This window comes from Yoonia sp. D2-7 (assembly GCF_055809435.1).
The window spans coordinates 2,330,358-2,343,091 of record NZ_CM147912.1 but is presented as its reverse complement, the minus strand read 5'-3'; the positions used below and the strand labels follow the sequence as shown (position 1 = coordinate 2,343,091).

At 56.6% G+C, this 12,734-nt stretch carries 10 protein-coding genes; 9 read left to right on the top strand and 1 reads right to left on the bottom strand.

Annotated elements, in window-relative coordinates; genetic code table 11:
• The first annotated feature begins 12 nt into the window (after positions 1-12).
• Entirely contained in the window at positions 13-2,856 is a 2,844-nt protein-coding gene (gcvP, locus tag AC0L7R_RS11455; protein WP_473657014.1) for an aminomethyl-transferring glycine dehydrogenase, read from the top strand.
• A 61-nt stretch (positions 2,857-2,917) separates the two neighbouring features.
• Here the strand turns inward: gcvP and AC0L7R_RS11450 are convergent, their stop codons facing one another.
• Positions 2,918-3,790 carry a MurR/RpiR family transcriptional regulator gene (locus tag AC0L7R_RS11450; RefSeq protein WP_348107625.1) on the bottom strand — a complete coding sequence of 291 codons (873 nt, stop codon included), beginning with the start codon at positions 3,788-3,790 and terminating at the stop codon, positions 2,918-2,920.
• Positions 3,791-3,904: 114 nt separating this feature from the next.
• Here AC0L7R_RS11450 and AC0L7R_RS11445 point away from each other — a divergent pair, with 114 nt between their 5' ends.
• The 8 genes from AC0L7R_RS11445 to AC0L7R_RS11410 all read left to right on the top strand — a co-directional run bounded on the left by AC0L7R_RS11445 (position 3,905) and on the right by AC0L7R_RS11410 (position 12,721).
• Positions 3,905-4,660, top strand: a complete 756-nt coding sequence (locus AC0L7R_RS11445) for an N-formylglutamate amidohydrolase (RefSeq protein WP_473657013.1) — start codon at positions 3,905-3,907, stop codon at positions 4,658-4,660.
• On the top strand, positions 4,648-5,217 hold the full coding sequence (locus AC0L7R_RS11440) for a TRAP transporter small permease subunit (protein ID WP_473657011.1): 570 nt from the start codon (positions 4,648-4,650) through the stop codon (positions 5,215-5,217). Before AC0L7R_RS11445 ends, AC0L7R_RS11440 begins: the two co-directional genes overlap by 13 nt.
• Positions 5,217-6,542 carry a TRAP transporter large permease subunit gene (locus AC0L7R_RS11435; RefSeq protein ID WP_473657010.1) on the top strand — a complete coding sequence of 442 codons (1,326 nt, stop codon included), beginning with the start codon at positions 5,217-5,219 and terminating at the stop codon, positions 6,540-6,542. Before AC0L7R_RS11440 ends, AC0L7R_RS11435 begins: the two co-directional genes overlap by 1 nt.
• A gap of 46 nt (positions 6,543-6,588) precedes the next feature.
• Positions 6,589-7,626 carry a TRAP transporter substrate-binding protein DctP gene (locus AC0L7R_RS11430; RefSeq protein ID WP_473657008.1) on the top strand — a complete coding sequence of 346 codons (1,038 nt, stop codon included), beginning with the start codon at positions 6,589-6,591 and terminating at the stop codon, positions 7,624-7,626.
• A gap of 71 nt (positions 7,627-7,697) precedes the next feature.
• Positions 7,698-9,062 (top strand): glutamine synthetase family protein, encoded by a 1,365-nt coding sequence (locus tag AC0L7R_RS11425; protein WP_473657007.1) that lies wholly within the window; start codon positions 7,698-7,700, stop codon positions 9,060-9,062.
• 1 nt (position 9,063) lies between these two features.
• Positions 9,064-10,431: an aldehyde dehydrogenase family protein gene (locus tag AC0L7R_RS11420; protein ID WP_473657006.1), complete on the top strand. Its 1,368-nt coding sequence runs from the start codon at positions 9,064-9,066 to the stop codon at positions 10,429-10,431.
• 3 nt (positions 10,432-10,434) lie between these two features.
• The gene (locus tag AC0L7R_RS11415; RefSeq protein ID WP_473657004.1) at positions 10,435-11,580 is read left to right on the top strand and encodes an iron-containing alcohol dehydrogenase; all 1,146 of its coding nucleotides are present in this window, start codon (positions 10,435-10,437) and stop codon (positions 11,578-11,580) included.
• 79 nt (positions 11,581-11,659) lie between these two features.
• Entirely contained in the window at positions 11,660-12,721 is a 1,062-nt protein-coding gene (locus tag AC0L7R_RS11410; protein WP_473657003.1) for an extracellular solute-binding protein, read from the top strand.
• Positions 12,722-12,734: the final 13 nt, after the last annotated feature.

The window sequence follows — 12,734 nt, the reverse complement described above, 5'->3', positions numbered from 1 at the left end:
ACGGAGCCTGACATGACCTTCACCCCGACCGACTATTTACCATATGATTTTGCCAACCGCCGCCACATTGGGCCAACGCCTTCGGAAATGGCCGACATGCTGGATGTCCTCGGGGCGAAGGATCTGGAAACGCTGATCGACGACACGTTGCCAGCCAAGATCCGTCAGGATGCGCCGCTTGAATTTGGGAAACCGATGTCAGAGCGCGAATTGCTGCATCACATGAAGGTCACGGCGTCTAAGAATAAGGTGCTGACATCACTGATCGGGCAGGGGTACCACGGTACGGTGACGCCACCCGCTATTCAGCGCAACATCTTTGAAAATCCGGCATGGTACACGGCTTACACACCTTACCAGCCAGAGATTTCGCAGGGACGTCTTGAAGCGCTTTTGAATTTCCAGACAATGGTGTCCGATCTGACTGGTTTGGAGATTGCGAACGCATCCTTGCTGGACGAAGCCACGGCCTGCGCTGAAGCGATGACAATGGCGCAGCGTGTCGCGAAAACAAAGGTGAAGGGCTTTTTCATCGACGAAAACTGCCATCCGCAGAACATTTCGGTAATGAAAACCCGTGCGGCGCCGCTGGGTATCGAGATCACTATCGGAAAGCCTGACGATATGGACGCTGACGCCGTCTTTGGCGCGATTTTCCAATATCCGGGCACCTACGGACACATCCGTGATTTCACGCCTGAAATCGCCAAACTGCATGCCGCAAAGGCGATTGGTATCATCGCGGCTGACCCGTTGTCGCTGACGTTGCTGAAAGAACCGGGTGCGATGGGGGCAGATATTGCCGTAGGTAGCACGCAACGTTTTGGTGTGCCTGTGGGCTATGGCGGCCCGCACGCGGCCTACATGGCTACCAAGCAGAACTACGCGCGCTCTATGCCCGGGCGGCTTGTGGGTGTGTCCATCGACAGTCACGGCAACCGCGCATACCGGCTATCGTTGCAAACGCGCGAACAACATATCCGGCGCGAAAAGGCGACGTCGAATGTCTGTACCGCCCAAGCGTTGCTTGCCGTGATGGCGGGCTTTTATGCAGTGTTCCATGGGCCAGAGGGGCTGAAGGCGATTGCGCAGCGTATTCACCGCAAAACGGCGCGACTGGCAGAGGGGATCAAGGGCGCGGGTTTTGACGTACGCCCAGCCACGTTCTTTGACACGATCACCGTTGAGGTTGGACCGCTGCAAGCGGCTGTCATGAAATCGGCAGTTGATGAAGGGATCAACCTGCGTGCTGTTGGCACAACGCAGGTGGGGATCACGTTGGATGAACGCACGCGTCCCGCCACGATTGAGGCCGTCTGGCGCGCCTTCGGGATCGAGCGCGCGGACAAGGATTACACGCCGCATTACCACGTCCCAGAAAAGCTGATCCGTACGTCTGATTACCTGACGCATCCGGTGTTCCACATGAACCGCGCTGAAACCGAGATGATGCGCTATATGCGGCGGCTGGCGGATCGTGATCTGGCACTTGATCGTGCGATGATCCCGTTGGGGTCTTGCACGATGAAACTTAATTCCGCCGCTGAAATGATGCCGGTGTCTTGGGATGAATTTTCGTTGCTGCACCCTTATGTCCCACGCGATCAGGCGGCCGGTTATATGGAAATGATCGACGATCTGTCGGCGAAGCTGTGTGACGTGACGGGCTATGACGCGATTTCGATGCAGCCCAATTCGGGTGCACAGGGCGAATATGCAGGGCTATTGTCTATGGCCCGTTATCACCAAGCAAACGGGCAGGGGCACCGTAACATTTGCCTGATCCCGATGTCCGCGCATGGCACTAACCCTGCGTCCGCCCAAATGGTTGGTTGGAAAGTTGTGCCGATCAAATCCGCCGATAACGGTGATATTGATGTCGATGATTTCCGCGCAAAGGCTGAGCAGCACGCGGATAACCTTGCGGGCTGTATGATCACCTATCCGTCAACCCACGGCGTGTTCGAGGAAACTGTGATCGAGGTATGCCAAATTGTGCATGACCACGGCGGTCAGGTCTACATTGACGGGGCCAACATGAACGCGATGGTGGGTCTGTCCCGCCCCGGTGATCTGGGCGGTGACGTCAGCCACCTGAACCTGCACAAAACGTTCTGCATTCCACATGGCGGTGGTGGTCCGGGCATGGGGCCCATCGGAGTTAAATCCCATCTGATCCCGCATCTGCCTGGCGATCCGACAACGGGCGAGGGCGCAGTATCTGCCGCGGCTTTCGGGTCGCCGTCGTTGCTGCCAATTTCGTGGGCCTATTGTTTGATGATGGGGGGCGACGGGCTGACGCAAGCGACGCGCGTGGCGATCCTTAACGCCAACTACATTGCCAAACGGCTCGAGGGGGCGTTCGAGGTGCTATATAAGGGCCCATCAGGCCGCGTCGCACATGAGTGTATCATCGACACACGTCCTTTTGCAGACAGCGCACATGTGACGGTGGATGACATCGCCAAGCGGTTGATCGATTGTGGTTTCCACGCCCCCACAATGAGCTGGCCTGTTGCGGGCACCTTGATGATCGAACCCACCGAATCCGAGACAAAGGCCGAACTCGACCGTTTTTGCGATGCGATGCTCGCCATCCGCGCAGAGATCAAGGACATTGAGGACGGCAATGCTGATCCGGAAAATAATCCTTTGAAGAACGCGCCGCACACGATGGAAGACCTGATCACAGACTGGGACAGGCCTTATTCGCGCGAAGCGGGGTGTTTCCCGCCGGGTGCGTTCCGGATCGACAAATACTGGCCGCCGGTCAACCGTGTCGACAATGTCTGGGGCGATCGCAACCTTGCCTGTACTTGCCCGCCTATGGACGACTATCTGGACGCGGCTGAATAGGTTCAGCGTTTGAATTGTTGGCCGCGACAGTTGTGCGATTGTCGCGGTGTTTGACGCGGAGCTAGGTGAACTTCCGGAACAGTTTTGTCTGGTCGAACATATCTTCAAGCCCTTCGATGCGGGCCTTTGTTTCGGTCCAGTTTAAGGTTTGCACAGACGAAATCATCGTCTCAATCAACAGCATCGTGGTTGTCGCGCTGTCCCATGCGGACGGCACGATGATCCGGTTGCTCAGACAGACCGTGGCAAGCGGGTGCACGGGCGACAGCCATTGATCGGTCATCAAGATGATCAATGCACCACGTTCATGTGCCATTTCGGCCAGTTTCAGCGTGTTGTTTTCGTATCTGCGCACGTCAAAGATCACAAATACATCGCCCTTCTTTGCGTTTAGTAAATAGTGCGGCCATGTGTTTGAAGTGGATTGGACGTGCGTCAGGTTCGCCCTGATGACCTGCATATGCAAAAACAGATATTCGGCCAACGTGTGGGTAATGCGGCCCCCAACGATATAAAGATGCCGATCCTTGTCTGCGAGCAGTTCACAGGCGTGATCGAATGCATCGGGATCAATTTGGCCAAGTGTCAGACGGATATTGTCGATCACAGCGTCGGTGAACCTGTTCAGGATATGCTCGGATGGTGCCGCCTCGGCCCACGTGTCGTGTTTGGCGATGGGGGTTTGTACGCGTGCCTTTAATTCGTCGCGTAGGCCCGACTGGAATTCCGGATACCCTTTGTATCCGAGTTTTTGCACCATGCGTGCGACTGTGGGCACAGACACGTCGGCGTTCTTGGCCAACGCCGTGAGCGGCCCGAGACCAGATGCCGGATAGTTTTCGAGTACGGACAGGGCCAACTGTCGCTCTGCGCGCGTGAGCTGATCAAGCATTTCGTGGATGCGATCTGATATTGTTTGTGCAGCCTCGGTCATCGTTGCCCCCATTTTGTTCACAAAAATAACAGCGCAAACTGATGTGTGATAAATATTTCACAATTGTGTTGACATCGCGGGGGTATGGCAAGCACTTTATCACTGGGGGTTGCGATGAATTTACGGACAGACGATTCAGGTTGTGTTGAGGTCGTGCGCGGCACGGCAAGCTCTGCCGTGGTTTTAGTCTGCGAACATGCCAGCCCGTTTATTCCCGAAGCGTTCAACGACCTCGGGATCGTTTCTGCCGCAAAGCGAAGCCACGTCGCGTGGGATCCCGGTGCGATGGCTGTGGCAAAGGCGATGGCGCAAGACCTTGATGCGGTGCTTGTTGCTTCGAAGGTGTCGCGCCTTGTCTACGATTGTAATCGCCCGCCGGAGGCTACAGACGCGATACCAATCCGCAGCGAAGCATTTGATGTGCCCGGCAATGTTGGCCTGTCGCCTTCGGAAAAAGACGCCCGTGTGGCGCAGTTTTACACGCCGTTCAAAGACACGCTTGCGCATGAGATTGCGCAGCGGACGGGTCCGGTTATCGTGACTATTCACAGCTTCACCCCGGTCTACAACGGACAGGCGCGGGACGTCGAAATCGGGGTGCTGCATGACAGTGACAGCCGCTTGGCGGATGCGATGCTGGAGGTTGCTGACAGCTTTGACGTGCGCCGGAACGCGCCTTACGGTCCCGAAGACGGGGTCACGCATACCCTGAAAGAGCACGCGATCAAGCAGGGCCACCTGAATGTCATGATCGAGGTGCGCAACGATCTGATTGCAGATGCGAAATCTCAAACTGCGATGGCTGCAACGCTGACGCGCTGGGTTAGTAATGCCATCGACGCTGTGGAGGCCGCCGCATGCAAGGGGTGATGCGCGGATATATTCGCGGCGTGGATGCTGTGAACTACCGGATCGGCCGCGTTGCGATGTTCGGGATTTTTGTTCTCATGGGGATTTTGCTGTGGTCGTCGATCAGCAAGACATTCTTCCTGCCAACACTTTGGACGCTTGAGTTGGCCCAGTTTGTGATGGTGGGGTATTACATCCTCGGCGGGCCGTATTCCTTGCAGCTTGGGTCGAACGTGCGGATGGACCTGCTGTATGGCGATTGGTCGGTGAAACGCAAAGCGTGGTTCGATGCGATCACAGTCCTGTTTTTGATCTTTTACCTGTGTGTGCTGATCTATGGCGCGGTGAGTTCCACGGCCTATTCGTTGGGCTATTGGAAAGACGCGCCGTTTTCGTTCCTTGCAGGCGTCGTGATCGGCACCGAAGAGATCGGTACGCTGGAACGGTCGTCGTCGTCGTGGCGCCCCTACATGTGGCCGATCAAAGTAGTGATGATCGTGGGCTTTGTGCTGATGCTGCTGCAATGCATTTCCGAATTTTTCAAAGATATCCTGCGTCTTAAAGGGGCTGACATCTGATGCCTTACGAGATGATCGCGACCCTTATGTTCTCGACGATGATGCTGATGTTGCTTACCGGTCAGCGAGTGTTTGGCGCTATTGGGTTTGTCGCTGTGGTCGCGGCGTTGCTGCTCTGGGGTGATAAAGGCGGGTACGACATCGGGTTTGCTGCCGCGATGAAACTGATGAAGTGGTATCCGCTACTGACGCTGCCGATGTTCATTTTCATGGGCTACGTGTTGAGCGAATCCAAGATTGCCGATGATCTTTATAAGATGTTCCATGTCTGGATGGGCGGACTGCGTGGTGGGCTTGCGATCGGGACGATTGGCCTGATGGTGCTGATTTCCGCGATGAACGGGCTTAGCGTTGCGGGGATGGCGATTGGGGCGACGATTGCGCTGCCTGAACTGCTGAAACGCGGTTACGACAAACGCATGGTGACGGGTGTCATTCAGGCGGGATCGTCGTTGGGTATTCTCGTGCCACCGTCTGTTGTGCTGGTGTTATACGCGATGATTGCGCGGCAACCTGTGGGGCAGTTGTGGTTGGCTGGTGTGGTGCCAGGTCTGATGATGGCGGCACTTTTCATCATCTATATCGTGGTACGTTGTTGGAAGAACCCTGATCTCGGGCCCGCATTGCCTGCCGCAGAGCGCGACATTCCGCAGGCCGAGAAATACCGCCTGTTGCTGGCCGGATTGCTGCCGTTGGTCATCTTTGCGGTGATGATGGTCCCCTTCGTGAACGGGTGGACATCGCTTGTGGAAAGCTCTGCGATTGGCGCGATCACCGCGTTTCTCGCGGCGGTGTTCAAAGGGCGTATGACCCGCGAGGTGTTCGAAAATTCGGTCCGCAATACGCTGGGCATCACCTGCATGTTTATGTGGATCATCCTTGCGGCGTTGGCTTTCGGTGCTGTGTTTGACGGTCTGGGTGCGGTCAAGGCGATCGAGAGCCTGTTCACAGAACGTCTTGGCCTGAACCCTTGGGTGATCCTGATTCTGATGCAGTTGTCGTTCATCGTGATGGGCACGTTCCTTGATGACACAGCGATGCTGGTTATCGTCGCCCCGCTTTACGTGCCGCTCGTGGGCGAGCTCGGCTTTGATCTGATCTGGTACGGCATTTTGTACACGATCACCTGTCAGATCGCCTATATGACGCCGCCGTTTGGCTACAACCTGTTCCTAATGCGGGCGATGGCCCCGCCAGAGATCAGCATTCAAGATATTTACCGGTCCATCGGGCCCTTCGTGATGGTGATGGTCGGTGCGCTGATACTCGTGATGGTGTTCCCGCAACTGGCCCTGTGGCTGCCCAATTATGTTTACGGAAATTAAGATCAAGAACTCCACCAATGGAGCCTAACCCAACAAGGAGACTATTATGACGACAAGACGTAATTTTATTCGCAATGCGGGCCTCGCCGGTGCCGCAACGTTGGCGGCACCATCGATTGCCCGCGCACAAGAAGCGATCAAATGGCGGTTCCAGACCTATGCGGGGTCCGCGCTAGGTGAACATGTGACCAAGCCGGTGATTGATTACATCAACACTGCGGCAAACGGTGAGCTGGAAGTCGAACTGTTCTATGCTGATCAGATCGTGCCAACGGGTGAGTTGTTCCAAGCGTTGCAGCGCGGCACGATTGATGGCGTGCATTCTGACGATGACTCTATGGCCTCACCTACACCGCTGCAGCAGTTTGGTGGGTATTTCCCGTTTGCGACGAAACATATCCTCGATGTGCCGGTATTGTTTAACCAATACGGTCTTAAGGAAATCTGGGAAGAAGAATACGCCAAGGTTGGCGTCAAGTGGCTGTCAGCGGCGGGCCAAGACCCTTGTAACTTTAACACCACCAAAGAAATCACCAGCGTTGCCGATCTTGAAGGGTTGAAACTTTACACCTTCCCGACGGCGGGCCGGTTCCTGTCAAAATTCGGTGTGGTGCCTGTAAATATCCCATACGAGGATGCAGAGGTTGCCGTGCAAACCGGCGAACTGGACGGCATGGCGTGGTCGGGCATCACCGAGGATTACACCGTCGGGTGGGCCGACGTGACCGACTATTTCCTGACGAACAATATTTCAGGCGCATGGATCGGGTCGTGGTTCGTGAACGAAGAACGCTGGGCGGACCTGCCTGACCACCTTAAGGCTATCGTCATGGCTGCGACCGAAGCCGGGCACACCTACCGCAACCAGTGGTACTGGGGTGGCGAAGCCGCGTTGCGGGCCAATGGCGACAAGCTGCAACTGCGGTCAGTCCCTGCGGGCGAATGGGCCGAAGTCGAGAACGCAGCGAAAGAATTCTGGGAAGAAGTGGCGGAAGAAGGTGAAGTTCACCAGAAGATCGTCAACATCTTCAAAGAATATAACAGCGTCATCAATCAGGCCGGTGCCCCTTACAATTTCGAGTAAGCCACCGCATCGTCAACTGATCACCCCGCATGATCTGCGGGGTGGTTTCCACATCGACAAGGACACATATCATGGCTGGAAATCTTACGTTTGAGGCGCTTAAGGCTGCGGTCAAGGACGGTGCAATTGATACGGTCCTTGTCTGTTTTCCTGACATGCAGGGCAGGCTGCTTGGCAAACGGTTCCATGCGGTTAATTTCGTTGAGACATCGTTCAAGGAAACCCATTGCTGCAATTATTTGCTGGCAACCGACCTTGAGATGGCCACACCCGATGGCTATGCCGCAAGCAGTTGGGAAAAAGGGTACGGCGATTACGTAATGGCCCCGGACCTGACCACGTTGCGCAGCGTGCCATGGCTGGAAGGCACCGCGATGGTGCTTTGCGATATCCTTGATCACCATACACACGCACCGGTGCCCCATGCACCGCGCCAGATCCTCAAGACTCAAATCGCCCGCCTGAAAGAGCTGGGCTTTGACGCGATGATGGCGACCGAGTTGGAATTTTTCCTGTTCGAGAAATCGTTCGACGACATCCGCAAGGGCGGCTTTCGCGATCTGACACCGATCAGTGGCTATAACGAAGATTACCACATCCTTCAGACCACCAAAGAAGAAAGCGTGATGCGCCCGATCCGTAACCATCTGTATGCGGCGGGCCTGCCAATTGAGAATTCCAAAGGCGAGGCGGAGACCGGTCAGGAAGAGCTGAACATCCGCTACGCCCACGCGCTTGATTGCGCCGATCACCACACGATTGCGAAGAACGGGATCAAGGAAATCGCATGGCAACAGGGCCACGCGGCGACGTTCCTGCCGAAATGGGATCACACCAAGGTGGGATCATCGTCGCACGTTCATCAATCGCTTTGGAAAGACGGGGCACCGGTATTCTACGATCCGGATGCCGATCTTGGTATGTCGCAGGTGATGCAGCATTACATGGCGGGTCTGATCGCCTATGCCCCTGACTACACGTTCTTTCTGGCCCCTTATGTCAACAGCTACAAACGCTTTGCTAAGGGCACCTTTGCGCCCACGAAAACCGTTTGGTCGGTGGATAACCGCACCGCTGGGTTCCGCCTGTGTGGTGACGGCACCAAAGGGATCAGGGCAGAATGCCGGATCGGTGGGTCGGATTTGAACCCATATCTGGCACAAGCCGCGATGCTGGCCGCTGGTATCAAGGGCATCGAGGACAAGATGGAGCTTTCGGCACCCACGCGCGGCGATGTTTATGAAGACGCCAAGGCGCAGGATATTCCGCAAACCCTACGGGCCGCGACGGAAACCTTGCGCGGGTCGGAAATGCTACGCGCTGCGATGGGTGATGATGTGGTGGATCACTACACGCGCTGCGCGGAATGGGAACAAGAAGAATTTGACCGCGTTGTGACCGATTGGGAAATCGCACGCGGCTTTGAAAGGGCTTAAGATGATCCGTTGTATTTCCCCGATTGATGGCTCCGTCTATGCGGAACGGCCGACCCTTTCGGCTGATGAGGCTTTTGCTGCAGTCGCACGCGCCAAAGCCGCGCAATCCGATTGGGCGGCGCGGCCTCTGGAGGAACGGATTGCCCTTGTGCAAGCCGGTGTTGCGAATGTGGGTGCGATGAACGAAGAAATCGTGCCTGAACTTGCGCATCAAATGGGCCGGCCTGTGCGCTACGGCGGCGAATTTGGCGGGTTTAACGAACGCGCGAGCTACATGGCCGAGATCGCACAAGAGGCGCTCGCTGATATTGAAATCGAAGACAGCGCCGCGTTCCGGCGCGTGATCAAACGTGTGCCGCACGGTGTCGTGCTTGTCGTGGCCCCGTGGAATTACCCCTACATGACGGCGATCAACACCGTCGCACCTGCACTGATCGCAGGCAACGCGGTGATGCTGAAACACGCAAGCCAGACGCCGCTGGTTGGCGAACGTATGGCGCAGGCGTTTCACGCGGCGGGCATTCCGGAGGACGTGTTTCAGAACGTGTTTCTCGACCACGAAACCACGTCCGACCTGATCGCTGCCAAATCCTTCGGCTTTGTCAATTTCACAGGCTCTGTGGGTGGCGGGCAAGCAATGGAACAGGCGGCGGCGGGCACGTTCACGGGCATCGGGCTAGAGCTGGGCGGTAAAGACCCCGGATATGTGTGTGACGACGCGGATATTGATGCGGCGGTGGATACGCTGATCGACGGGGCGATGTTCAATGCGGGCCAATGCTGCTGCGGGATCGAACGGATTTATGTTGCAGAGCAGCATTTCGACAGGTTCGTCGAAAAGGCTGTGGCGATTGTGAATGGCTATAAGCTGGGCAATCCTCTCGACCCTGAAACGACGCTTGGGCCAATGGCGCACAAACGCTTTGCCGATGAGGTCCGCGCGCAGTCCGCCGAGGCGATCGCGGACGGGGCTACAGCCCACATCGCGCAGTTTGCCGAGGACGATGGCGGCGCATATCTCACCCCGCAAATCCTGACCAACGTGACCCATGATATGCGCGTGATGCGCGACGAAAGCTTTGGTCCCGTGGTCGGCATCATGCCCGTTAAAGACGACGCAGAGGCGATCCGCCTGATGAACGACAGCAACTTTGGTCTCACGGCATCTATCTGGACAAACGATGCCTCCCGCGCGGAAACGATTGCAGATCAGATTGAGACGGGTACGGTGTTTATGAACCGTGCCGATTATCTTGATCCGGGTCTGTGCTGGACTGGGTGCAAAGACACAGGGCGCGGTGGTGGCCTGTCGATCATTGGCTACCACAATCTGACACGGCCAAAATCCTACCATCTAAAGAAAGCCTGAGACATGACGTTGACTGCTAACTGGTCCTATCCGACCGCCATTCGTTTCGGCGCTGGGCGCATTTCGGAAATCGCCGATGCTTGCCATGCGGCGGGTATCACCAAGCCGCTGTTGATTACGGATCGCGGGCTTGCCGATATGGAGATCACCACGCGCACGCTTGATCTGCTAGAGGAGGCGGGGCTGGGTCGCGAGATCTTCGCGGATGTGGACCCGAACCCGAACGAGGAGAATGCGGCCGCAGGTGTGAAAGCCTATAACGACGGCGGGCACGACGGGGTTGTGGCCTTTGGCGGCGGCTCGGGGCTTGATCTGGGGAAACTCGTGGCGTTTCTGGCGGGGCAAACGCGGCCTCTGTGGGACTTTGAGGATATCGGCGATTGGTGGACCCGCGCGGATGCGGACGCGATTGCGCCGATTGTGGCGGTGCCGACGACAGCTGGTACAGGGTCCGAGGTGGGCCGCGCGTCGGTCATTACGAATTCGGAAACCCAAGAGAAAAAGATCATCTTCCACCCTAAGTTCCTGCCAACGGTCGTGATCTGCGATCCCGAACTCACGGTGGGGATGCCGCAGTTTATCACGGCGGGCACGGGGCTTGACGCCTTTGCCCATTGCGTGGAGGCGTTCTGTTCGCCGCATTACCATCCGATGTCGCAGGGTATGGCGTTAGAGGGGATGCGTCTTGTCAAAGACTACTTGCCGCGCGCTTATGCCGACGGTAGTGATATCGAAGCGCGGGCGCATATGATGTCTGCCGCCGCGATGGGGGCCACGGCGTTTCAAAAGGGGCTTGGTGCGATCCATGCGCTGTCGCATCCGATTGGCGCGATGTATCACACACACCACGGCACGACGAATGCGGTCTGCATGCCAGCCGTCCTGCAATTTAACCGTCCCGCAATCACGGGCGTGATGACGCAGGCCGCCGATTATCTCGGGATTGCCGGCGGGTTTGACGGGTTCTGCGGCTACGTGGACGAATTGAACGCATCGCTTGGGATCCCCAAGTCACTGACCGCACTTGGTGTCACCGATCCCGATATCGACCGGATTGTTGCAGGCGCACTTAGCGACCCGAGCACCGGGGGCAACCCCGTCGAGATGACCGAGGAAAACACACGGGCCCTTTTGCAGGCCTGTCTATAGATTTCAGGCATCACGACAAAAAACCGTTACAAATCAAACATAAAGACAACGCGACACCATATTAACAGGGAGAAGAACCATGAAAGTTTCATTCGTTTCCACCATCGCTGTCGTCACGGCGCTGGCCGCACAAGGCGCACAGGCCGATACGCTGCGGTTGCTCACATGGGGCGGCTACGCCCCCGAAGAAGTGATCGCCATGTTCGAGGCCGAAACCGGTCACACGGTTGAGGTTACAACATCCAACAATGAAGAAATGATCGCGAAGCTGCGGGCCACAAACGGAGGCGGTTTTGATTTGGCGCAACCAAGCCAAGACCGGATCACCAGCGCACAGGAAGAATTCGGAATCTACAAGCCGATTGATATGTCCAAAGTTACGGCTGATCAGTTCATTCCGTCGATGCTTTCCGCCACTGCATCGAACACCACATTCGACGGTGAAGTCTACGGCCTGCCACATGTTTGGGGCACCAGCGGCCTTGTCGTGAACACGGCGATGGCGGGCGAAGTGACCGATTATGCGGACCTGTGTGATGCGTCGGTTGCTGGTAAAGTATCCTACCGCCTGAAGCGTCCGACATTGATCGGCTTTGCTTATTCGATGGGGCTTGATCCGTTTGCCGCCTACGGCGACACCGACGCCTATCAGGGCATTCTGGATCAGGTCGAAGCGAAACTGACCGAATGCAAGGCCAACGTCAAAACCTACTGGGATGGCGGCGACGAGATCAAGAACCTGCTGCGCTCTGGCGAAGTTGTCGCGTCGATGGCGTGGGACACAGGCGGTTGGCAGCTGAACGCGGACAATCCCGATATTACATTCGTGGCCCCAGAAGCCGGTGCATTGGGTTGGATCGACACGTTTGTTCTGCCTGCGCGGGGTCGTGCGGATGATGCGGCTTACGACTGGATCAACTTTGTGATGCAGCCCGAAATCGCTGCGATGATCACGAACACGGCCGGTAACTTTACCGCCGCGGTTGATGGTGATGCAAACGTCAGCGCTGATCTGAAGGCACGCTATCAAGGCAGCTTTGATCAGGCCGCAATCGACAACATCAAGTGGTATCCGCCTGTACCTGCGGGTCTGGAAACACTGGAAGGTGCGACGCTCGACCGGATTAACGCCGCGAACTAAGCGTTTGAAACTA